We start from the raw sequence: 23106 nt of genomic DNA, 5'->3' as shown, positions 1-23106 counted from the left end.
GCCTCACACGCTAGTGCCTTGTGTAAGCGGGGAACCGCCGCTAACCCTTTGCCGGTGAACCAAAGCCGGAGGCGCCCCGCATGACCGATCCTGCCCTGACTGCCGCCCTGTGGCCAGAGCCTGCCTTGCTGATGCAGATGGGTGCGCTTCTGGTGGTGATCGGAGCCTTTGCAGGTGTTCTGGCCGGCCTTCTGGGCGTCGGCGGCGGCATCGTGCTGGTGCCCGCGTTTTTCTATGCCTTTCAGACGCTGGGGTATGGCGGCGATCAGCTGATGCAAATCTGCCTCGCGACCTCCCTGGCGACGATCATCGTGACCTCGCTGCGCTCTGTCATGAGCCACAACAAGAAGGGTGCTGTGGATTGGGAGATCCTGCGCGGCTGGGGGGTCGGCATCGCGCTTGGGGCTGTGGTGGGCGTGCTGGCGGCCTCGGCCTTGCGCTCCACCGTGCTGCAAGGGGTGTTTGGCGGGCTGGCGCTGGTGATCGGCTGCTACCTGGGGCTGGGCCGCTCCGAATGGCGGCTGGCCGAAGCGATGCCCAAGGGCTTCAAGCGGCTGGTGCTGTCGCCTACGGTCGGCTTCCTGTCGGTGCTGATGGGGATTGGCGGCGGCAGCTTTGGGGTGCCGCTTATGACCCTGCACGGGGTGGCGGTGCACCGGGCGGTGGCGACCGCTGCGGGCTTTGGCGTGATCATTGCGGTGCCCTCGGTTGCCGGTTTCCTGCTGCTGGAGGTGGACCCGGCCGCGCGGCCGCCGTTCACCATCGGCGCGGTCAATCTGGTGGCGTTCTTCATCGTGATCGCGATGACACTCATCACCGCGCCCTGGGGGGTGAAGCTGGCCCATGCGATGGATCCGAAGCCGTTGAAGCGGGTGTTCGGGGCGTTTCTGGTACTGGTGGCGCTCAACATGCTGCGCAAGGCCTTTGGCTATTGAGGGTATGAAGATGCAGGATCCGTTTGCGCAGTATCAGGACAAGGGCTGGGTGCGGTTCGGCCATGATCCGCAGATCGCGGCCTGGGCGGCTGATGCCCTGCCGCATGGGGTGGCCGCGCTGGAGGATCCGGCCTGCGCCGAGTGGTTCCAGTGCGAGCGGACCTGGTTCATCGGCGTCGATGCGCTGCCAAATGATGCGCTTGGCCGATTGCCTGATGGGCCGCCGCTGGCGGGGGCGCCGGTGGAGTTTATCACGCAGAACCTCGGCCCTATTCCGGACCTGCACCGGGCGCAGGTGTCGTCAGTGTTTCCGGGCTATCCGCGCCCGCGTCCGGGCGAGGGCGAGGCCGCCTTCCGCTACCGTGTCAAGCGCGATGCCGCGCATGTGGACGGGGTGAAGATGTACGGCGGGCACCGCCGCCGCAAGGTGGAGGAGCCGCATGCCTGGGTTCTGGGCATTCCGCTGAATGAAAGCAGCCCGGATGCGGCGCCGCTGTCGGTCTGGGAGGGCAGCCACAGGATCATGCGCCGCGCTTTTGCCGCCGCGTTCGAGGGAGTATCGCCTGCGGACTGGGCGGACGTGGATGTGACCGATGCCTACACGGCTGCCCGCGCCGAGGTGTTCGAGACCTGCCCGCGGATCACGGTGCACGCCAAGCCCGGCGAGTCCTATCTGATGCACCGGCTGTGCCTGCACGGGGTTGCGCCCTGGGGCGAGGGGGCAAGCGCGCCGGCAGAGGGCCGGATGATCGCCTATTTCCGGCCGGAGCTGGCGGATTGGACCAAGGGGTGGCTGGCTGAGGGGTAGGCAGCAGTTCGCGCCTTGTGTCAGGGCGCGCCTCTTATCCGCCGATCCACTTGAGTGTTCCCCAGAAAGCAAAACACATTACTGTCCATTCGGCAGGCACAGAGAGAGCGTGGTTGTAGTTCATCAGCCTGCCCGGAGTCGAAAACAGCTGCCGTTGTTCTGGCGAACACCTGAGCCAAAGAACGGTCTCGATGAGTGTTCTCAATATAAGAAACCCGAAACTGATCCAAAAAAGCCAAGGCGCTACGCGGAAAATCACAGCCATCGTGAAGCTGCCGAGGCAGAGAGACGCAATGACAAGCAGTTTGTTTGGGAATGAAAGCAGCAGATGTTCTCCCATTGGAAATAGGTCAGCAATCCTGCCTGAATGTTTCGCGCGCGAAACATTGGGTCAGTGCTTATTCCGCATGATTTGCAAACGGTTACCTCACCGCGCGCCGCGTTAGCTGCGCTTTAACCTCGCGCCGCGGCCGCCGCGGCGCTTGACCAGTTTGCTGGCGCGGGCGGGCAGGTCGTTCATGATGCCGGCGCGTTCCTCGTTGGTCATCTTGGACCAATCGCGGATTTCGTCGATGGAGCGGTAGCAGCCGGTGCAGATGCGGGCCTCGGGGTGGACGACGCAGATCTTGATGCAGGGGGACTGGATCTCGTCCCGTTTCCAAACGTCGTCAGTCATCATTCATCCGTTCTTCAAATGCCGCATCCGGTCCAATGCGCCTTGCAAGATATAGGAGGCCGCGACGTGGTCGATAACCTCTGCGCGGCGTTTGCGTGTCGTATCTGCCTCAAGAAGCGCTTTTTCTGCCGCCACGGTGCTGAGGCGCTCGTCCCAGAAGGAGATCGGCAGATCGGTGAGCTGGCCCAGATTGCGGGCAAAGGCGCGGGTGGATTGGCAGCGGGGGCCTTCGGTGCCGTCCATGTTGCGGGGCAGGCCCAGAAGGATGCCGCTGATGTCGCGCGCCTTGATGATCTCCAGCAGGCGGGCGGCATCGACAGAGAACTTCTTGCGCTTCACGGTTTCCAGGGGCGTCGCCACGGCGCCGATGCGATCGGAGACGGCAACGCCGATGGTTTTGGTGCCGAGGTCCAGCCCCATCAGCGCACTCATCGGCGGCAGGGCGGCGGCGAAATTCTCAAAAGCGTCGTGGATCATTCTGTAAGTCCTGCCTGCGCAGCGATGGTTTCCAGCAGCGCCAGCGCCTCTGCGTCGGCCTCAAAGGCGCCGCGGGCCTCTTCATAGACGGTGCGGGCGCGGTCGGTTTCTCCCAGCACCGACAGGGCGCCGATCAGGCGGGCCCATTCCTCGGCGCTGCCGCCTTCGGTTGCCAGCCGGTCCGACAGGCGGGTGACCATGCCGCGGATCATTTCCTGCTGCTCTTCGGCAGACAGCTCGCTGGCACCGGCCATGTCCTCGGCGCTGGGGCCGGGCAAGGCGGGGGCGGTGCCGCCGCCGGGGGTGATCGGGCGGTACTCAACACCGGCGCGGAAGGCCATCTCCTCGATCTGGCCCTGGATGCCTTTGATCCAAAGAGCGTCCGCCGGACCGTCGCGCAGGGTTGCGGCCCATTCGCGGTAGGCAAGGTCCGGGCGGCCGATCTGGCCCAGCATCAGGCCCCAGTAGTAGCGGGCAGGCCCGTGGGTGGGGTCAATGGCGCGCGCTTTCTGCAGATCGGTCTGCGCCTCGGGCGAGACATAGCCGCCGGCCGCCATGATCTTGAGCTCGGCCAATTCGGTGAAGTCGCGGGCGTTGACCTTGCCCTCGGCCAGGCGGATGTAGTTGGTCTTGGCCTCATAAGCGGCCTTGAAGTTGCCGAGGTTGGCCTCGTGCTGGGCGAGCAGCGCCTGGCCCTGGGCGTCATTCTCGCGCTCGCCCGCGGTCTTGCGCAGCTGTTCAACCAGCTTGACGTAGCCTTCCTCCACCTGCGGGTTCGTCAGGGCGGGGACTTCGGCCTCGGCCTCAGCCTGCGAGGGGCGGTTTTCGGCGCGCTCGCCCGCCAGTCGGATACGGTCCTTGAGGCCGAGGTCGCCATAGCCGGGTGCGCCAAGCTGCCAGTAAAGGCCCAAGGTGCCGCCCGTGATCAGCAGCGCTGTAGTTACTGCGGAGATCAGCGATAGGGACCTGGGCTGGGCGGGGCCGGACTTGCGCTTTTGCAGCTGTGCGTCGGCGGCCAGGATGCGGCGCGAGATTTCGGTGCGGATGCGCTCTGCGTCGCCCTCATTAATGACTCCGCGGGCCAAGTCCTTGTCGACCTCGCGCAGCTGCTGCCGGTAGACGCGCAGGTCGTAGGCCGCTGCGGGTTCGCCTTGCTCACGGGCGCGAATGATGATCATTGCCAGCAGCAGCGCTGCCGCAAATGCGATAAGGGCGGTGACTGTCCAGAAAACCATGCCGTCTCCGAAGTTTGGTTTTCATCTATATGCGGGGGGCGGCGAACAAAAGGGCCAAACTGCCGCGGGATGCCGCAATGCGTCATGAGGTTATGTCGCAATAACGCAGAAAGAGGACGATAAACGGCACTGGCCGACCATGCGTTTCAGGCATACCCGCTATCAGACACGAACCATCGGATTCGCTCATGAAACGCTATTCAGTCTTTGCTGTCGCGCGGGAAGCCCTGCGCTATCACACCGGATGGGAGCGCGCCTGGCGCTCGCCGGAACCCAAGCGCCATTACGATGTCGTCATCGTTGGTGCGGGCGGGCATGGCCTCGCCACTGCCTATTACCTGGGCAAGAATTTCGGCATCACCAATGTCGCGATTATCGAGAAAGGCTGGCTGGGTGGCGGCAATACGGGCCGGAACACCACCATCATCCGCTCGAACTACCTGCAGGATCCTTCGGCTGCGATCTATGAAAAGGCGCGCAGCCTGTATGAGACTATGTCGCAGGACCTGAACTACAACGTTATGTTCAGCCCGCGCGGCGTGATCATGCTGGCCCAGACCGAGCATGAGATCCGCGGCTACAAGCGCACCGCGCATGCGAACCAGCAGCAGGGTGTGCAGACCGAGTGGATCACTCCGGAACGCGTCAAGGAGCTGGTGCCGATCATCAACCTGCACGGCCCCCGTTACCCCGTTCTGGGCGGCCTGTGGCAGGAGCGCGGCGGCACCGCCCGCCACGACGCCGTGGCCTGGGGCTATGCGCGGGCGTGCTCCGACATGGGCATGGACATCATCCAGAAGTGCGAAGTCACCGGTGTGCGCACCGAGAACGGCCGCACCGTGGGTGTCGACACCACCAAAGGCCCGATCGACTGCGACAAGATCGGTATGGTCGTTGCCGGCAACGCCTCGGTTCTGGCGGAGATGGCAGGCTTCCGTCTGCCGATGGAATCCGTGGCGCTGCAGGCGATGGTGTCCGAGCCGATCAAACCCTGCATGGACGTGGTCGTGATGGCCAACACCGTGCACGGCTACATGTCCCAGTCCGACAAGGGCGAGATGGTGATCGGCGGCGGTACTGACGGGTTCAACAACTACACCCAGCGCGGCAGCTTCCACCACATCGAGGAAACCGTGCGTGCGCTGGTCGAAACCTTCCCGATGGTCAGCCGCCTGAAAATGCTGCGCCAGTGGGGCGGCATCGTGGATGTGACCGGCGACCGCTCGCCGCTGATCTCGAAAACCCCGGTCCAGAACTGCTTCATCAACGCAGGCTGGGGCACCGGTGGCTTCAAGGCGATCCCGGGCTCCGGCTGGGCGATGGCGGAGCTGATGGCCACCGGCCATTCGCCGCTGACCGAGGAGTTCTCGATGATGCGCTTCAAGGAAGGCAAGTTCATCGACGAGAGCGTCGCCGCCGGTGTGGCGCACTAACGCTGCAGACTTCAATTTTACGGAGCAAGCACCATGCTGATCCTTGAATGCCCCTATTGCGGCGTCAAAGCCGAAGAAACCGAACTGGCCGCGGGCGGCGAAGCGCATCTGAAGCGCTTTGGCCCCGGCTCCTCGGATGATGAGTTCCATGACTACCTGTTCATGCGCGAAAACCCCAAAGGCGTTCACTTTGAGCGCTGGCGCCATGCCAACGGCTGCGGCAAGTGGTTCCACGCCGCCCGCTGCACCATGACGCTGGAGGTCTTTGGCACCTACACCGCCCAGACCAGCGTGCCGACGCAGGAGATCATGGACAAGATCGCTGCCAAACGCCCGGGCTGGACCTGGCGCGAATTTGCGGACGGCCAGAAATGATCCGCCGCCTGACTGAAACACCCGCTTTTCTTTTGAAAGGTCTGCGCCCATGAGCACGCGTCTTGCCAAGCACGGCCGGCTGATCGACCGCTCCAAACAGATCGACTTCACCTTCAACGGCAAGCGCATGAAGGGCTTTGCCGGCGATACGCTCGCATCCGCCCTGCTGGCCAACGGCCAGGTGATGATGGGCCGCTCGTTCAAGTACCACCGCCCGCGCGGCGTGGTGGCGTCGGGCGCCGAGGAACCCAATGCGCTGATGCAGCTGGGGGTCGGCGACCGCTACGAGCCGAACCAGCGCGCTACCACCACCGAGCTGTTCTCGGGGCTGACCGCGCAGTCGCAGAACCACTGGCCGAGCCTGGAGTTCGACGTCCTGTCGATCAACAACAAGCTCAGCCGGTTCCTGACCGCCGGCTTCTATTACAAGATGTTCATCCACCCGCGTCCGCTGTGGAAGCACGTCTATGAGCCGATCATCCGGAAGTCCGCCGGTCTTGGCGCTGCGCCCGACAAGGAACTGAAGGACGCCGACACCTACGAGCACTTCTACTTCTTCGCGGACGTGCTGGTCATCGGCGGCGGCGTTGCCGGCCTGCAGGCAGCCAAGGCGGCTGCGGCCTCCGGCGCCAAGGTTCTGGTGATGGAGCAGAACAACCACTGGGGCGGCCGTGCGCCGGTCGACGGCGGCACCATCGACGGCGAGGCACCCGAGGTCTGGATCGAGAAGACCCTGGCTGAGCTGAAGGCGATGGACAACGTCACCCTGCGCGACCGCTGCATGGGTTCCGGCGTCTATGACCACGGCTATGCCCTGGGCTATGAGCGCCTGACCGACCACGCGCCGGGCCAGGGCGGCCCGCGCCATCGTCTTTGGCGGGTCCGGGCTGGCCAGATCGTCACCGCAACCGGTGCCATCGAGCGTCCGCTGTCCTTTGCGGGCAACGATGTGCCGGGCGTGATGCTGGCCGGCGCGATGCGCGACTATGTGGTGAACTGGGGCATCACTCCGGGCCAGAAGGTCGTGGTTGCCACCAACAACGACGACGCTTACCGCACCGCGCTGGTGCTGCATGACGCCGGCGTCGAAGTGGTTCGCGTGGTCGACACCCGCGAAACCGGCGGCGGCGCGCTGATGGAAGCGGTCCGCGAGAAGGGCATCCGGGTTGAGCTGGGCCGTGCCATCGCCAAGGTGAAGGACGGCAAATGCGTGACCAAGGTCGCCATCTGCGCCCAGAACGGCGAAGGCGGTGCGCGTGAGGAAGTGGAAGCTGACGCGGTTGCCATGTCCGGCGGCTGGTCGCCGGTGGTCCACCTGTGGTCCCACTGCGGCGGCAAGCTGATCTGGGACGAGGTGAACGCCAACTTCCGCCCCGATGCCTCCCGCCCGCCGCTGAACCAGGATGGCGAAGGCTTTGTGGTTCCGGCCGGTGCCGCGAATGGCGAGTTCGGCCTGGGCGCGCTGCTGGAAGACGCGGCGGCTGCTGGTGCCAAGGCGGCTGAGGCAGCCGGCTTCCCGGCGAAATCCGTGGCGGCTGCCAAGGGTGTCTCCGAAGAGGAGGCCCGCATGGAAGCGGTCTGGCTGATGCCCGCCAAGGCGGAAATTCAGCTGCGCATGAAGTCCTGGCTGGACTACCAGAACGACGTCAAGGTCTCCGACGTGCAACTGGCTGCGCGCGAAGGCTACGAAAGCGTCGAGCATACCAAGCGTTACACCACGCTGGGCATGGCTACCGACCAGGGCAAGCTTTCGAACATCAACGGCCTGGCCATTCTGGCCGACAGCCTGAACTCGGAAATCCCGCAAGTGGGCACCACCACCTTCCGTCCGCCGTACCACCCGATCTCGCTGGGCGCGATCGCTGGTGAGGCACGGGCCGAGATCTTCCAGCCGGTGCGCAAGACGCCGATCTACGACTGGTTCGACAAGAACGGCGCGGATTGGGAACCGGTTGGCCAGTGGCGCCGTCCGTTCGCGATCACCCGCCCGGGCGAGGACCGTCATGCCGCGGTGAACCGCGAGGTGAAGAACACCCGCGAGAACCTCGGCCTGCTGGACGCCTCGACCCTCGGCAAGCTGATCGTCAAGGGCCCCGACGCAGGCAAGTTCCTGGACATGCTGTACACCAACATGATGTCCACGCTGAAGCCGGGCAAATGCCGCTATGGCCTGATGTGCACCGAGAACGGCTTCCTGATGGACGACGGCGTGGTTGCCCGCATCGACGAGGACACCTTCCTTTGCCACACCACCACCGGCGGTGCCGAGCGCATCCACGGCTGGATGGAAGAATGGCTGCAGACCGAGTGGTGGGACTGGAAAGTCTACGTTGCCAACGTGACCGAGCAGTACGCCCAGATCGCCGTGGTCGGACCTAAGGCCCGCAAGGTGCTGGAGAAGCTGAACGCAGCAGCCGGCGGCGGGATGGATGTCAGCAAAGAAGCGCTGCCGTTCATGGAATGGCGCGACGGTAAGATCGGCGAATTCGACGCACGGGCTTACCGGATCTCCTTCTCGGGCGAGCTGTCCTACGAGATCGCTGTTGCGGCCTCCGAAGGCCAGGCGTTCTGGGATGCGCTGATGGAAGCGGGCAAGGAATTCGGCGTCATGCCTTATGGCACCGAGACCCTGCACATCCTGCGCGCCGAGAAGGGCTTCATCATGATCGGCGATGAGACCGATGGCACCGTGATCCCGCAGGATCTGGGGCTGCACTGGGCGCTGTCGAAGAAGAAGGACGACTACCTGGGCAAGCGTGCGCAAGCGCGTTCGCACATGGTCGATCCGGACCGCTGGCAGCTGGTTGGCCTGGAAACCGTGGACGGTTCGGTGCTGCCGGACGGCGCCTATGCGGTGGGCGAGGGCGTAAACGCCAACGGCCAGCGCAACATGATCGGCCGGGTGACCTCGACCTATCACTCCGCGACCCTGGGCCGCGGCATCGCAATGGGCCTGGTCAAGCACGGTCCCAAGCGCATGGGTGAGGTGATCGAGTTCCCGGGCACTGACGGCAAGACCTACAAAGCCAAGATCGTTGACCCGGTCTTCTACGACAAAGATGGAGAGAAGCAGAATGTCTAAGGCTGTTTCCGTACTGAACGGCGCCCAGTATTCCGGGCTGGCCAAGGTCGAGGACGCCGGCCTGCAGGGGATGATCACCCTGCGCGGCGATCTGGAGTCCAAAGCGCTGAAGGCGGCTGTCAAAGCCGCCACCGGCGCAGAGGTTCCGGCCCGGGGTACTGTCTCCATCGCCGGAAACGGCGCAGCGGCCTGGATGTCCCCGGACGAGCTGCTGCTGCTGGTGCCGTATGAGGATGCGGTTGCCAAGACCGCCGAAGTAGCCGAGGCGCTGAAAGGCGAGCATGCGCTGGCGGTGAACGTCTCCGACGCCCGTGCCTTCTTCCGCCTGTCGGGCGAGGGCGCGCGCGAGGTGCTGGGCAAGGTGAGCCCGGTGGACTTCGACGCCGCGGCCTTCACTCCCGGCCAGTTCCGCCGCTCGCGCCTGGCGCAAGTGGCCGGGGCGTTCTGGCTGAACGAGGATGGCAGCTTCTATATCGTCTGCTTCCGCTCTGTGGGCGAGTATGTGTTCAAATTGCTGAGCGCAGCTGCCCATCCGCAAAGTAAAGTGGGTGTTTATTAAAATTATCACTCGCTTTTTGCTTGTGACGCCATCCCGCGTCATTTACGGTGCCCTGGAGTTGTTCCGGGGCACTGTTTTTTTGGCGGTTGGCACTCTTGGAACCTTTCCTTTGCAGTGATTGCAATTGTTTGATTTTACAGCCGGTTCTCTGCCTGGGGAGCCGGCTGCGTGAAGATGTTTCAGGGGGCGGCTTATGGGTCTGCGAAACAGCGGGGTAGGAGCATTGATTTTAACGCTTGCCGGGGCGGCTGCCGCGGCTGGCGCCAGCTTCCGCTGCCACCTGCAACCGATCTCGGGGGAGGACTGGGTTCCTAGCCGGATCTCGGTTGAGTTCTCTGATGATTTTACCTCGGCGGAGGTCACCGATACCGCATTTGGCGTGTCTGTTCCCGCCAAGGTCGCCAAGCGCAGCGAAACTTCATACGCGCTCAGCTGGTCATTGCCGGGGCTTGCCGTTCTGTTGGAAAACGGGCAGGCCGAACCGCGGTTCCGGGCGGTGCTGAACACGTCCAACCTGAAGATGAGCATTCAGTCCATCCGGCTTGAGGAAGGGACACAGCTGCCGCGCGGTTCAGGCAGCTGTCAGCGGCTGGAGACGCTGTCGCAGCTGGCGCAGTACCAGGCCATTTTGCATTAGCCTGCGGGTAAGACTGCCAGCGGGAGGCGAGCCGGCGCCGGGACAATCCCCAACTCAACCCAGGCAGCTCATCAAAGCCCGGCTCCTACGGGAACATGGTTGTTTTCTGCACAAGCAGGTTGCATTCCGGTGCCGGGAATTAATTTGAGGACACTTGCGAATGAAACCTTTTGCGTTGGCGGGCTGTATTGCGGCTGCAGGTTTTCTTGGTCAAACGGTCTCAGCTGAGACCGTTTATGATTGCGACATCAAGATGTTTACAAACAAGGGCTGGATTGCGCCGCGGGTTCTGGTGCTGTGGGAAGACAGCACCAAAACCGCAAAGATCTATGATGCTTACATTCAGGAACTGGCCGGTGAACCCTTGGCTGCCAAGGTCGAGCACCGGAAAGGGAATTCCTATGACCTGGCGTGGCGGTTGAATGACATTCCGGTTGCCAACGCCCGGACCAAGGTGGACGGGCTGTACTCGGCTGTCTTCAATATGGACAATAACACGCTGTCGATCCGGGGAGTGATCAGCGGCTTTGCAAATGCGCCGCGCGGGCGCGGGAAATGCAGGGTGAAGCAGGACTAGGCGGCGTGCGCCGGGCCTGCCTTGTCCGGCAAAGCCGCGGGACGGCGGGGGACACCGCTGGTTGAGGCAAAAGCGGCAGAGCTGTACGCATGCCAGTTGCGCCGGCCGCACAGCCGGTCTTCGGTCCAGCCGCCTTCACTGCGCAATTGCACATAGGCCTTGCACGGATTTCGCGGCTTGGCCTCTTGACCTGATAGCGCACACACAGCATGTATCTGCGCAGGAACGCAAACAATTTTGACAGGGGGCCCAAAATGGCTTTTGAACTTCCCGATCTTCCTTATGCACATGACGCACTGGCCGCCAAAGGCATGTCGGCAGAAACCCTGGAATACCACCATGACCTGCACCACAAGGCGTATGTCGACAACGGCAACAAGCTGATCGCCGGCACCGAGTGGGAAGGCAAGTCGCTGGAAGAGATCATCAAGGGCACCTACGACGCCAATGCTGTTGCCCAGAACGGTATCTTCAACAACATCTCCCAGCTGTGGAACCACAACCAGTTCTGGGAAATGATGGGCCCGGGCGAAAACAAGATGCCGGGTGAGCTGGAGAAGGCAATCACCGAAAGCTTCGGCTCCGTCGACAAGTTCAAGGAAGAATTCTCTGCCGCGGGCGCAGGCCAGTTCGGTTCCGGCTGGGCCTGGCTGGTGAAAAAGGCTGACGGCTCGCTGGCGGTGACCAAGACCGAAAACGGCGTGAACCCGCTGTGCTTCGATCAGACCGCGCTGCTGGGCTGCGACGTGTGGGAGCATTCCTACTACATCGACTTCCGCAACAAGCGTCCGGCCTACCTGACCAACTTCCTGGACAACCTGGTGAACTGGGAAAACGTCGCCTCCCGCCTGGGCTAAGACCGCAGGAGCGGAAGCCGGTTTCGAAGCTGGCACCGCATTAAAAGAATTCCGCCCGTGCAGCGTTGCTGCGCGGGCTTTTTCGTGGTTGTCTCAGGAACAAGTGCCTGCTGCTGCGCGTTGAACTTCTACATGTGCAACACGAGGAGGCTCCCATGGCTGAACGCAAGAGATCGACGGACGGACGCCGCGAGACGGAAGAGATCCCCGGTGCGAAAGGCAGCGTTTCGCAGCAAGGCCGGACTGGCGGCGGACTGCAGCGCGACATCGCCTCTGAAGACGAGCTGAAACGGGCCAAGGAACGCCCGGCGGGCTCTACACGCGTGACGAAATCCAAGGAGGAGGAATGACATCATGACCTTTCTGACGCAGGGCACCTGGGTTCTGGTTGCGGACAGCGAGAAAGCGCTGTTCCTGGAGAACACCACGGACGCGCAAAATCCGAACCTGAAGGTGCGGCGCAAGGATGAGCAGGAAAACCCCTCTGACCGCGAGCAATCGGCCAACCGGCCGGGGCGGTTCAACGACGGGCCAAGCGTGCACCGTTCGGCTGTAGACGATACCGACTGGCACCAGCTGGCCAAGGAGCGGTTTGCCTCGGATCTGGCGGACCGGCTGTACAAGATGGCCCACAAGGGCAAGTTTGATCGGCTGGTGCTTGTGGCAGCCCCGGAAGTGCTGGGGGAGCTGCGCAAGAACCTGCACAAGGAAGTTGCCGACTGCGTGGTCGGGGAGGTCGCGAAGAACCTGACCAACCACGAGACCAGCAAGATAGAAGAAATGGTGAAAGAGGCGCTTGAGAACGCCTGACGGTTGACTCCCGGGTCTTGACCCTCGCCCCTGTCCGGTGTCTGTCAGCAGATACAAGGGCAGGGGCAAATCATGCGGGAAACACATCTGGGCGTCATGGCGATGATCGCGGCCTGCGTGGTCTGGGGGCTGTCGGGGATCTATTACAAGGCCCTGTCGCATGTGCCGCCGGAGCAGGTGCTGTCGCACCGGGTGCTGTGGTCGTTTCTGTTCTTTGCCGGTGTGCTGCTGGTGCAGGGGCGGATCAGAGCGCTTGGCGCGGCCTTTTCCAGCGGACGCGGCGCGCTGCTGCTGGGTTTCGCCACGGCGATGATCTCGCTCAACTGGTTTGTGTTCATTTCCTCCGTCCAGACCGGCCATGCGACTGAGGCGAGCCTGGGCTATTACATCTTTCCCTTGCTCAGCGTGCTGCTGGGGCGGCTGGTCTTTGGTGAACTGCTGGCCCGGGCGCAGCTTGTGGCGGTTTTGCTGGCAGGGATCGCCGTGGCGGTGCTGTCCTTTGGATTGGGTGCAGCACCCCTGATCCCGCTGGTGCTGAGTGTGAGCTTTGCTCTCTATGGCGTTGCCAAGAAACAGCTTTCTTTGGGACCTGTAGTGTCGGTTACCGCTGAGGTTTTGCTGGTCCTGCCGGTGGCGCTGACGGTGATCTGGATGACCGGCGGCGCAGGCTTCCTGGGCAGCCCGGCGGATGCGGCCATGCTGGCGTTTTCCGGCATTCTGACCGGGCTGCCGCTGATCCTGTTCAGCTATGCCGCCAAGCGGGTGCGGCTGGGCACCATCGGCGTGCTGCAATATCTGAATCCCACGCTGCAGTTCCTGGTGGCGGTGCTGCTGTTCGCCGAACCGTTCACCCCCTGGCACGGGGCCGCCTTTGCGCTGATCTGGAGCGCGGTTGCGGTGTTCTCCGTCTCGGCGCTGCGTCAGGAGCGGGCGTCGCGCAGGGCGGCGATGGCGGCTACCGGGGTATCGGCCCAGATCAAGTAATCCGCCAGGTCCTGTCCGGCGAACCCTTCGCCTATAACCTGCTCCAGCAGCGCACGCAGCTTGTCCCAGTAGCCGGCGGTGTTCAGGATTACGATCGGCTTGGAATGCAGACCAAGCTGGCGCCAGGTGAGCGCCTCGAACAGCTCATCCAACGAACCAGCCCCGCCGGGCAGCACGATCACGGCGTCGGCGTTCCACAGCATCACTTTCTTGCGCTCGTGCATGGTCTCGGTAACCACATAGGTGGTGAGATCCGACTTGCCGACCTCGCGCCGTTCCAGGTGGCTGGGGATCACCCCGAAGGTTTCGCCGCCCGCCTGCTGCGCGGCGCGGGCGACCTCGCCCATCAGCCCCACATCACCAGCGCCATAGACAAGCCTCATTCCGCCTGCGGCGAGTGCGGTTCCAAGTGCGTGAGCCGCTTCGGCATAGGCGGGCTGCGCACCTGCGCGCGATCCGCAATAGACACAGACGGATTTGATGCTCATCGGCCAGCCTTTCCTTGGAATTTCAAGATGAAACGTAATTGGTGTTTTGACCCGTGATAGCGGGATTGCTAGGTTTGCTCAACTAAGCGGAAGGGAACATTCCGCAAACGTCGAAGGGAAAGACATGGCGGACGCATCTGGAAGCGGGGGTCTGGGGACCCTCACACTTGGCGCTGTTGCCGGGGTGGCGGTAGTGCTGGGCGGTGTGGTGCTGTTCCAGCTTGGGGTGTTCGGCTCCAGCGAGCAGGGGGACGGCCCCGCCAACAGGCAGGCTGGCGGACAGGCGGCAAACGGCGGCGTGGAGTTTACAGGCGATGGCGAGGAGTCCGGCCAGCCGCTGCAAAACCGGGCGTTGTCCGAAGCTGCGGAGGCTGAAGCCCCAAGCGTTGCACAGCAGATTGCACCGGTTGAGAGCGGTGCGGTTCCCCAAGAGCCCAAGGCAGACGAGGCCGAGGCGGTTGCGGCTGCTGATGTGGCGGTTCCAGTTGAAGATGAGCCGTCAACCGGCTCTGACGAAAGGGAAATGGCGCAGGGCGGCGATGCCGCATCGGAGCTGAGCGAGGAAGAAACCGCCTTGATAGCGCCCGCCGATCCAGCGCTGGCGCCTGGCGCTGCGCCCTCAGCTGGCGAGAGCAAGGAAGACATCTTTGTCCTGCAAGCGCCGGAGCTGGATCTGGTGCGAGTGGACCGTGACGGCGCTGCCGTGATTGCAGGGCGGGCGCAGGAGGGTGTCCGGGTTTCGGTGCTGCTGGATGGAGAGGTGCTGGAACAACTGGACGTGCCGGCTGGCGGCGAATTTGTGTCGCTGACCACGATTGCGCCGAGTTCTGACGCCCGGGTCGTTACGCTTGTGGCAGAACATGATGGCCGGCAGAGCGCATCTGGCGGGTCCTTCATTCTGGCGCCTGTCAGCCCGGTGGCATCCTTGCCGGCAGAACGGGTTGGAGACGCGGCGGACGATCCGGCAGAGACCGCAGCGGCATCTTCTGCGCCGGGCGGCCAGGCTGAGGCGGATCAGGCCGGGGAACAGGTAGCGGCAGCCCTGGCACCGGCGGCTGAAACTCCCGCTGTTGCCGCCGACCCTTCTGCGCCGCAGCCGCAGGGTCAGGCTGTCGCCGTGCTGCGCGCGGATCAGGACGGGATCGAGGTGGTTCAGCCTGCGATCCCGGACGATCCGGAGCTGAGCGACGAGGTGGCGCTGGATGCTATCAGTTACAACGGCGCCGGCGGGGTTGAACTGTCGGGCCGGGCCCGGCCTAAATCACGGGTTCGGGTGTACGTCGACAATACGCCGGTGGCAGAGCTTGACGCGGCCGAGGATGGCCGCTGGAAAGGGGAACTGGCGGACGTGAAGCCCGGTATCTACACGCTGCGTGTCGATGAGATAGAGCCGGGCAGCGGCAAGGTTGTGAGCCGCCTGGAAACCCCCTTCAAGCGCGAGGCACCGGAGGCCTTGCCGCAGCCAGGCGGCGATGCGGCCCCGGAGCAGCCGGCGCCGCTGGTGCGGGCAGTGACGGTGCAGAAGGGCGATACGCTCTGGGCGATCTCGCAAGAGAAGTTCGGCAGCGGTTTCCTGTATGTGCGGGTGTTTGAGGCCAACCGCGGCGCGATCCGCAATCCGGACCTGATTTATCCGGGTCAGGTCTTCACCATCCCCGAATAAGCCTTGAGAAAACGCGCTCTTGCAGCGCGTTTTTTCTGCCTGCCCCTCGCAAATCCGTGAACAGGTGAATATCTGAAGGGGTCCAGCCAGGATTAGCCATGACCCAGACAGATCAGGCCGCCGTGCCGAGCCAAGCAGACATCGCCAAGGAAGAACGCCGCTCGGGCCTGCGCACCCTGCGCAAGGTGGGGCCGTATCTGTGGCCTGAAGGAAATCGCGCGGTAAAGTTGCGGGTGGTTCTGGCGCTGGCGGTGCTGGTTCTGGCCAAGCTGATCGCGGTTTACACGCCGATGCTGTACAAGGGCGCGGTGGACAGTCTGGCGGGCGAAGGCGTGCCGCCGCTGGCGCTGGGTGCGGTTGGTCTCACGGTGGCTTATGGCGTGTCGCGGATCCTGACCACCGGGTTTCAGCAGCTTCGCGATGCGGTGTTTGCACCGGTGGGCCAGCGGGCGCTGCGCCGCCTTGCGCTGGAGACCTTTACCCATATCCACCGCCTGTCGATGCGCTATCACATCACCCGCAAGACCGGCGGGCTGAGCCGCATTATCGAGCGCGGGGTGAAGGGCGTGGAGTTCCTCCTGCGCTTCATGCTGTTTTCCATCGGCCCGCTGATCCTGGAGCTGACTCTGGTGGCAGTGATCCTGACGGTGCTGTTCGACGCCTGGTATCTGGTGGTCGTGGCCGTCACCATCGGCCTTTATGTCTGGTTCACTTTCGCGGTCACCGAATGGCGGGTGAAGCTGCGCCGGGAGATGAACCAGCAGGATACCGACGCCAACCAAAAGGCCATCGACAGCCTGCTGAACTTTGAGACGGTCAAGTATTTCGTCGCAGAGGAGCGGGAGGCCGAGCGCTATGACGGCGCCATGCGCGGCTATGCGCGGGCGGCGCTCAAGACCGCCTATTCGCTGGCGGCGCTGAATTTCGGCCAGAGCGTGATCATCACCGCCGGTTTGATCGGCGTCATGGTGATGGCGGCCATCGGGGTTGAGCAAGGCAGGCTGACCGTCGGAGATTTCGTTATGGTCAACGCCTACATGATCCAGATCACCGTGCCGCTGAACTTCCTTGGCACCGTCTATCGCGAAATCCGCCAGAGCCTGGTGGACATGGGGGAAATGTTCGATCTGCTGGAGCAGCCTGCCGATGTGAGCGACCGTCCCGGCGCCGGGGAGCTGAAGGTCAATGGCGGGCGTATCACGCTGGAGAATGTGCGGTTCTCCTATGATGCGGGCCGGGAAATCCTGAAGGGCATCTCGCTGCAGGCGGAACCTGGGCAGACGGTGGCCATTGTCGGCTCCACCGGGTCCGGCAAATCGACCATCGGGCGGCTGCTGTTCCGGTTCTATGACGTGACCGGCGGGGCGCTGAAGATAGACGGCCAGGACGTGCGCGATGTGACCCAGAAGAGCCTGCATCAGGCGATCGGGGTGGTGCCGCAGGACACGGTGCTGTTCAACGATACGATCCGCTACAACATCGCCTATGGCCGTGACGGCGCCACCCAGGAGGAGGTAGAGCAGGCGGCCCGCGATGCTCAAATCCACGACTTCATCATGGCGCTGCCGGAGGGGTATGACACCCAGGTGGGGGAACGCGGCCTGAAATTGTCGGGCGGTGAGAAGCAGCGCGTCGGGATTGCCCGGACGCTGCTGAAGAACCCGCCGGTGCTGCTGCTGGACGAGGCGACTTCGGCGCTGGACACCGATACCGAACAGGAAATCAAGGAAGCACTGGCCCGGGCAGGGCAGGGTCGCACGGTTCTGACCATTGCGCACCGGCTGTCGACCATCGCCGAGGCCGACCGGATCGTAGTGCTGGAGCAGGGCGAGATTGCTGAAACCGGCACCCACGAGGAGCTGCTCGCCAAGGATGGCCGTTATGCCCGGTTGTGGCAGCGCCAACAGGCGGATCAGGACGCGGCCTGACTTTCCCGCGCAGCCTTACCGTGGGGAAACCATTACTGGCATTCCCCATTGACCGGCTGCCTGCCGTTCTTAAGGTGCGTCTATTCCGGGAACCGGCCGCATCTGCGCTGGCCGGCTTGCAGACGAGGACAAACGAATGAAGACCCAACTGACTGCCGCCTCCGTGGCTGTACTGCTTGCTTTTCAAGCACCTGTCTATGCCGAAGACCTGGAGTTTCTTCTTGTAAACGACAGCAGCGCTGATCTGGTTGGCTTCAATGTATCGCCCGCGTCTTCTGACAACTGGGAAGGCAACCTGATGGCGGGCGGTTATCTGGCGCCTGGCTATGAGATCGGTGTGCTGATTGCCGATGGCGCAACCACATGCGTATATGACATTCGCGGCAGCTTTTCCGACGGGTCCGAAGCAGAAGACTATGGCCTCGATCTGTGTGATCTGGGCGAATACGCCTTTACCGACTAATCAAGGGCCTGCCGGAGGGTCCGGCGTGTTGTAATGAAAAGCCCCGCCGGAGCGGGGCTTTTTTGTTTATTCAGCAGCACGCAAGCGTCCGCGCGGGGCAGGCGGCTGCGGCTCGTCTTCTTTGGCCTCGCCTTCGCTTGTCTCAGGCGCCGCGTCCTCCACCCACTGGATCTCCGTGGTCGGCAGCTGGCGGGCCTTTTTGAACAGCTTGGAGTCCTGCGCGATGCGGCTTGAACGGCCGCGGGTAAGGCGGGACAGCATCCGCCCCAGCGATTGCATATAGGTGGAGAACCACACCCGGATTGCCAGCAGCGAGGGGGTCACCACCAGGGTCAGCACGGTGGCGATGCCCAGGCCGAAAACCACGGCGGTGGCCAGCTGTTTCCACCACAGCGCGGTGGGACTGTCGATCGAATAGCCGCCGTTGATGAAGTCGAGGCTGACGCCGAACATCATAGGGGTGAGGCCCGCCATCGTGGTGATGGTGGTCAGCAGAACCGGGCGGATACGCGCCTCAGCCGTGCGGATGATCGCTTCGATCCGGGGCATCTTCTGGCTGAACTCCTGATAGGTGTCGATCAGCACGATGTTGTTGTTCACAACGATCCCCGCCAGCGCCACGATGCCTGTGCCGGTCATGATGATCGAGAACGGCTGCTGCATCACCATCATGCCGATCAGCACGCCGGTGGTGGAGAGAACCACCGCCAGCAGCACCAGCACCGAGTTGTAGAAGCTGTTGAACTGCGCCAGCAGGATCACGAACATCAGCGCCAGCGCGCCCAGGAAAGCCTTGGACAGGAAGGCGCCGGACTCCTCCTGCTCCTCCTGGTCGCCGGTCCATTCCCAGCTGATGCTGCGCGGCAGCGGCTCGGTTTCCAGCCATTCGGTGATGACGGCGATCCGCTCGTTCGGGTTCACCGGCGCAATTCTGGCTCCGTCCTCCAGCGCTGTTTGCAGGGCGTCAAAGCTTTCGGCGCCGGTCAGCTGCACCAGCTCCAGAGTGCTGCCGTTGGGAGCGGTGATGGTTTCGCCATTTGCTGACGCGCCTTCTGGAACTTCTTTGAGCAGTGCCAGGCGGGTCTCCTCGCCGGTGTCCGCGTCTTCGATAACAACCTTGCTCAGGCCAGCATCCACATCCGCTTTCACGTCATAGAAACGCTCCTGGCCGATGCGGTTGATCTCTGCCAGTTTCGGCACCGGCTGGCGGGAGACGAAGTTCGACAGCGGCACCAGCCCGTCGGAGGTGCGGACCTTGAGGTTGTCGAGCGTCGACAGCACGCGGTCCTGTTCCGGCAGGCGGACGCGGATCTCTATTTCCTCGTCCGAGCTGTCGACGCGCATGGTGTCCAGCAGAATGCCGCGCGTGACCAGCTGCACCATCGCGCCAACGGTCGCCACATCGGCGCCATAGCGGCCGGCCTTTTCCACGTCCACGTTGATTTGCCAGTCGATGCCGGGCAGCGGCAGGCTGTCTTCGATCAGGATCAGGCCGGGCGTGTTCTCAAAGTGCTTCCGTGCTGTCAGGGTTGCGCTTGTCAGATCCTCCCAGCCGTCGCCGCGCAGGCGCAGGTGGACTGGCTTGCCGGTGGCGGGGCCTTGCGCCAGGGCGCGGACCTCTACCTCGAACCCGGGCAGCTTGGCCAGTTCGGCGTTCAGTTCATCCAGAACCGTATTGCCGTCGTATTCCTCGGCGATGATTTCCTTTTCAAAGCCCAGGTATTTGCTCAGCAGCCCGCCGAACCAGCCGTCCAGCGGCTCGCTTTCGGTGGGGCGGTCTTCCCAGGGGATGATCTCGAACTGGACCTGGCCGATGGTGTCTGGCGGCAGCTGCGCGCCGGAGCTGTCGGTGTTGAGGCCGCCGTCGCCGGCAAAGGAGAAGACGTTGATCACCGCGTGGTGCTGCATGATGATGTCTTCGGCGGCGCGGACCATGTCGTCCTTTTCGTGCAGCGAGATGTTGCCGCGGGCGCGGACATAGGCCGAGGCCTGTTCCGGTTCTGAGTCGACGAAGAATTCAACGCCATAGTTGTTTTCGCTGAAGGTGGCGAAGACCGTCACGATGGCAAAACCTACCGCGCCGACGGTGACCACCGGCATGATCGGGTTGCCGGCGATGAACTTAATCACATGGCCGAACGGTGTGTGGTGGTAGCCGGCGGCGACCTCCTTTTGCTCGCGTTCAATCTTGGCCGCACTGAGGGTGATGGATGCGCCAAAGGCCGCCAGGGCAAAGACCAGCCCGCCGAACAGCACCCCGCCGATACCGCCTGCGCCTTCGCCCAGCAGGTAGGCCGGGTTCAGCATCTGCATAGCGCCTGCGAACATGCCCCACATCGCCACCGGAACCAGGGCAGCGCGCAGCCACCAGGGGGCGGCCATGCGCAGCGCGCGGGAGGCGCCCTCAAACGTGCGGCTGATGCGGCCGGTGACGCCGCCCATGACCGGCAGATAGATCAGCGCCACCACCAGCGAGGCGGACAGCACGAAGATCATGGTGACCGGCAGCATGCCCATGAATTCCCCGGGCACACCAGGCCAGAACAACAGGGGCAGGAAGGCACAGAGCGTGGTCGCGGTGGAAGACACCACCGGCCAGAACATCCGCTGCGCCGCCTCGACATAAGCGTGCATCGGGCCGGTGCCCTCTTTGATGCGCTTGTCGGCATACTCCACGATCACAATGGCACCGTCGACCAGCATGCCCACGGCCAGGATCAGACCGAACATCACCATGTTGGAAATGGTGACACCCATCAGGGCGAGGAAGGCAAAGCACAGCAGGAAGGAAGTGGGGATCGCAAAGCCCACCAGCAGGGCAGCGCGGCTGCCAAGCGCGGAGAGCACGACGATCATCACCAGCGCGATGGCGGTCAGGACCGAACCTTCGAGCTGGCTGACCATCGAGCCGACCACGCGGCTCTGGTCGTTGGATGTGCCGACCTCAACCGCGGCCTGCAGTTCCGGCGGCCATTTGGACTTGGAGTCCTCCACGGTCGCCTTCACCTGGTCGACGGTGTCGATCAGGTTGTAGCCCTTGCGCTTGACCACCTGCAGGGCGACCGTGTCCTCGCCGTTGAAGCGGGCGGTGCCTTCGCGGTCCTCGAAGGTGAAGTTGATCTGCGCCAGCTCGCCCAGGGTGACCACGCGGTCGCCGTTGGTCTTGACCGGCAGCTGGTAGATGTCCTTAACGTCGTCAAAGGAGGAGGGGATCTTGACCGAGAACGCGCCCTGGCTGGTTTCGACCTCACCGGCCGCAATCAGCTGGTTGTTGTTCTGGACGACAGTGATCAGCTCAAGTGCTGTGACGTTGTAGGCCTCCAGCCGCAGCGGGTCGATCAGCACTTCGACCATCTCGTCGCGGTTGCCTGCAATACCAGCCTCCAGTACCGCGTCCAGCGCCTCAAGGTCGTCCTGCAAGTCCTTGGCAATGCGCGCCATCGTGCGTTCCGGCACGGCACCGGTCAGGTTCACGATGACAATCGGAAATTCCGAGAAGTTGATCTCGGTGATTGAGTATTTCTCGGCTCCTTCCGGGAACTCTGCCTCCGCCTTGTCCATGGCGTCGCGCACGTCGGCCATGATGGCGGTCTTGTCCCAGCCGAATTCGAACTCAAGCGCCACACCGGCATAGCCTTCGGCGGCGGTGGAGGTCATCTTGTCGAGCCCGTCCAGGTCGGCAAGCTCTGTCTCCATCACCTTGACCATCAGGGATTCGGCGTCCTCGGCGGAGATGCCGGGGAAGGGGACCGAGATAAACAGGGCGGGGATCTCGATGTCCGGCTCGCCCTCCTTGGGCAGCATCGAGTACGCGAAGCCGCCGACAAGCAGCGAGATCGCGATGAATGCGAGGACCATCCGGGCGCGGCCGGCAGCCCAGTCGACGATGCCAATCACTGTTCAGTCTCCCGGTAGGTGGCCGCCACGGCGACGCCTTCGGTTACAAAATCCTGACCCACGACGATCACGTCCGCGGTTTCGGGCAGGCCGCCGAGCCAAACGCCATCGGCCTCATCCCGCAGGAGCTGCACGGGGTAGAATACCACGGTGCTGTCCCCGCCGACAACGCGCACGCCCAGCTGGCCCTCGTTGTTCAAGGTCAGGGCCGATTGCGGCAGCTTGTGGGCCAGCCGTCCGGCGGAGGAGATTGCGATATCGGCGGTCTGGCCGTCGCGGATGCTGAGATCCGGGTTCGGCACCGTAATTTCGACCTCAAAAGTGCGGGTGGTGGGATCGGCAGAGCGGCTCAGGAAGGTGACCTTGCCCTGAACCTGCTGGCCGGTCGACAGCTCTGCGCCTGCGGTTGCGCCCAGTTCCACCTTGTTAACTTCAGCCTCGGGCACATAGCCCACCAGCTTGATGGTATCGAGCTGGATCACCGTGCCGCACAGGCTGCCGGGCTGCAGCAGGCTGCCCAGTTCCGCGGTGTCGCTTTCCAGCAGGCCCGCGAAAGGCGCGGTGATCGTCAGCCGCTCCAGTTCCTTCGTCGCGGCGGCAACTGCGGCAATGGCAGTGCGTTCCGCTGCTTCAGATGCGGCCAGCCGGGTTTCCGAGGCATAGCCGCCTTCGGACAGTTTGGAGGAGGCGGTAAGATTGATCTTGGCTTCCTTCAGCCGCGCTTGCGCTTCCTGCAGTGTTGCGTCGCGGGTGCCCGGGTCCAGCTGGCACAGGACATCGCCCTTCTCAACTTGGGCGCCCTTGCGCAGCGGCTCGGAAATCACGGTCGAGGTGGTCTCCGCCCGCACGTCCACCTGGCGGATGGCCTGGGTCTGGCCGCGCAGGATCACCGCGCTGCCGATGGTGCGCGCCTTGCTTTGCAGTGCAACGACGCCCACGCGCGTCTCATCCGCCTGGGCCAGCTCCAGCCCCTCGGTGGTTTCCGCTTCACTCTGGGCAGCGTCAGGGGCATCCTCGCCACGGGCAAAGGCCATCAGGTCGTCACGCTGGATAACCACCATGTAGAGGCTGGCTGTCACCACCACTGCGGTCAGCATCGGGATGATACGCATGTCGGGCCTTTCCTTATTCTTGCCGTCTCCCTGCGCGCTGTGCTCCTGGGCCGCCGGACGGCCGGGCCTGAAAACAAGGGGAGTCGCGCGTATGTGATAGGCCTGATATA

General features: G+C 63.5%; 21 protein-coding genes. 15 read left to right on the top strand and 6 right to left on the bottom strand.

Translation table 11 applies throughout. The annotated features are described in order from the left end of the window. Positions 1–80: 80 nt before the first annotated feature. A complete protein-coding gene (locus tag AC4HIX_RS01650; RefSeq protein WP_490397622.1) occupies positions 81–935 on the top strand; it encodes a sulfite exporter TauE/SafE family protein in 855 nt (284 codons plus the stop codon). 10 nt (positions 936–945) lie between these two features. Next, positions 946–1743: a hypothetical protein gene (locus AC4HIX_RS01645; RefSeq protein ID WP_490397621.1), complete on the top strand. Its 798-nt coding sequence runs from the start codon at positions 946–948 to the stop codon at positions 1741–1743. Between the two features lie 442 nt (positions 1744–2185). Here the strand turns inward: AC4HIX_RS01645 and AC4HIX_RS01640 are convergent, their stop codons facing one another. Genes AC4HIX_RS01640 through ccmI form a run of 3 tightly spaced genes read right to left on the bottom strand, consistent with a single transcriptional unit; the run spans position 2186 to position 4131 of the window. Further along, positions 2186–2419 carry a DUF1289 domain-containing protein gene (locus AC4HIX_RS01640; protein ID WP_039169861.1) on the bottom strand — a complete coding sequence of 78 codons (234 nt, stop codon included), beginning with the start codon at positions 2417–2419 and terminating at the stop codon, positions 2186–2188. A 3-nt stretch (positions 2420–2422) separates the two neighbouring features. Next, positions 2423–2896, bottom strand: coding sequence for a Holliday junction resolvase RuvX (ruvX, locus tag AC4HIX_RS01635; RefSeq protein ID WP_490397620.1), 474 nt, complete (start codon positions 2894–2896; stop codon positions 2423–2425). Then, positions 2893–4131 (bottom strand): c-type cytochrome biogenesis protein CcmI, encoded by a 1239-nt coding sequence (ccmI, locus tag AC4HIX_RS01630; protein ID WP_490397619.1) that lies wholly within the window; start codon positions 4129–4131, stop codon positions 2893–2895. The genes ruvX and ccmI overlap by 4 nt, the downstream gene beginning before the upstream one ends. A gap of 188 nt (positions 4132–4319) precedes the next feature. On the opposite strand from ccmI, the gene AC4HIX_RS01625 reads away from it, so the two are divergent. From AC4HIX_RS01625 to rarD, 10 genes are all read left to right on the top strand, one after another. Further along, positions 4320–5564, top strand: a complete 1245-nt coding sequence (locus AC4HIX_RS01625; RefSeq protein WP_421055664.1) for a sarcosine oxidase subunit beta family protein — start codon at positions 4320–4322, stop codon at positions 5562–5564. A 33-nt stretch (positions 5565–5597) separates the two neighbouring features. Further along, positions 5598–5939 carry a sarcosine oxidase subunit delta gene (locus AC4HIX_RS01620; protein WP_421055665.1) on the top strand — a complete coding sequence of 114 codons (342 nt, stop codon included), beginning with the start codon at positions 5598–5600 and terminating at the stop codon, positions 5937–5939. A gap of 49 nt (positions 5940–5988) precedes the next feature. Then, the gene (locus AC4HIX_RS01615) at positions 5989–9021 is read left to right on the top strand and encodes a sarcosine oxidase subunit alpha family protein (RefSeq protein WP_490397618.1); all 3033 of its coding nucleotides are present in this window, start codon (positions 5989–5991) and stop codon (positions 9019–9021) included. Further along, positions 9014–9580, top strand: coding sequence for a sarcosine oxidase subunit gamma (locus tag AC4HIX_RS01610; RefSeq protein WP_490397617.1), 567 nt, complete (start codon positions 9014–9016; stop codon positions 9578–9580). Before AC4HIX_RS01615 ends, AC4HIX_RS01610 begins: the two co-directional genes overlap by 8 nt. 223 nt (positions 9581–9803) lie before the next feature. Then, positions 9804–10217: a hypothetical protein gene (locus AC4HIX_RS01605; protein ID WP_490397616.1), complete on the top strand. Its 414-nt coding sequence runs from the start codon at positions 9804–9806 to the stop codon at positions 10215–10217. A gap of 160 nt (positions 10218–10377) precedes the next feature. Further along, a complete protein-coding gene (locus AC4HIX_RS01600) occupies positions 10378–10794 on the top strand; it encodes a hypothetical protein (RefSeq protein WP_490397615.1) in 417 nt (138 codons plus the stop codon). 254 nt (positions 10795–11048) lie between these two features. Continuing rightward, positions 11049–11651, top strand: a complete 603-nt coding sequence (locus AC4HIX_RS01595) for a superoxide dismutase (protein ID WP_490397614.1) — start codon at positions 11049–11051, stop codon at positions 11649–11651. A 155-nt stretch (positions 11652–11806) separates the two neighbouring features. Beyond that, positions 11807–12001, top strand: coding sequence for a hypothetical protein (locus AC4HIX_RS01590; protein WP_490397613.1), 195 nt, complete (start codon positions 11807–11809; stop codon positions 11999–12001). A gap of 4 nt (positions 12002–12005) precedes the next feature. Beyond that, positions 12006–12461 carry a host attachment family protein gene (locus tag AC4HIX_RS01585; protein WP_475051612.1) on the top strand — a complete coding sequence of 152 codons (456 nt, stop codon included), beginning with the start codon at positions 12006–12008 and terminating at the stop codon, positions 12459–12461. Positions 12462–12533: 72 nt separating this feature from the next. Further along, the gene (gene rarD / locus AC4HIX_RS01580; RefSeq protein WP_490397612.1) at positions 12534–13445 is read left to right on the top strand and encodes an EamA family transporter RarD; all 912 of its coding nucleotides are present in this window, start codon (positions 12534–12536) and stop codon (positions 13443–13445) included. On the opposite strand, the gene AC4HIX_RS01575 is transcribed toward rarD, so the two are convergent. Further along, on the bottom strand, positions 13382–13933 hold the full coding sequence (locus AC4HIX_RS01575) for an LOG family protein (protein ID WP_490397611.1): 552 nt from the start codon (positions 13931–13933) through the stop codon (positions 13382–13384). The two genes, rarD and AC4HIX_RS01575, sit on opposite strands and share 64 nt — an antisense overlap. Positions 13934–14057: 124 nt before the next feature. On the opposite strand from AC4HIX_RS01575, the gene AC4HIX_RS01570 reads away from it, so the two are divergent. The 3 genes from AC4HIX_RS01570 to AC4HIX_RS01560 all read left to right on the top strand — a co-directional run bounded on the left by AC4HIX_RS01570 (position 14058) and on the right by AC4HIX_RS01560 (position 17987). Further along, a complete protein-coding gene (locus tag AC4HIX_RS01570) occupies positions 14058–15596 on the top strand; it encodes a LysM peptidoglycan-binding domain-containing protein (protein ID WP_490397610.1) in 1539 nt (512 codons plus the stop codon). Positions 15597–15694: 98 nt separating this feature from the next. Beyond that, positions 15695–17524: an ABCB family ABC transporter ATP-binding protein/permease gene (locus AC4HIX_RS01565; protein ID WP_490397609.1), complete on the top strand. Its 1830-nt coding sequence runs from the start codon at positions 15695–15697 to the stop codon at positions 17522–17524. Between the two features lie 136 nt (positions 17525–17660). Beyond that, positions 17661–17987, top strand: coding sequence for a hypothetical protein (locus AC4HIX_RS01560; RefSeq protein ID WP_490397608.1), 327 nt, complete (start codon positions 17661–17663; stop codon positions 17985–17987). A gap of 66 nt (positions 17988–18053) precedes the next feature. On the opposite strand, the gene AC4HIX_RS01555 is transcribed toward AC4HIX_RS01560, so the two are convergent. Continuing rightward, positions 18054–21884 carry an efflux RND transporter permease subunit gene (locus tag AC4HIX_RS01555; protein ID WP_490397607.1) on the bottom strand — a complete coding sequence of 1277 codons (3831 nt, stop codon included), beginning with the start codon at positions 21882–21884 and terminating at the stop codon, positions 18054–18056. Then, the gene (locus AC4HIX_RS01550) at positions 21881–22996 is read right to left on the bottom strand and encodes an efflux RND transporter periplasmic adaptor subunit (RefSeq protein ID WP_490397606.1); all 1116 of its coding nucleotides are present in this window, start codon (positions 22994–22996) and stop codon (positions 21881–21883) included. Before AC4HIX_RS01550 ends, AC4HIX_RS01555 begins: the two co-directional genes overlap by 4 nt. Positions 22997–23106 lie beyond the last annotated feature (110 nt).

It is taken from the genome of Leisingera sp., assembly GCF_982940295.1.
This window is presented reverse-complemented; position numbering and strand designations above follow the sequence as displayed.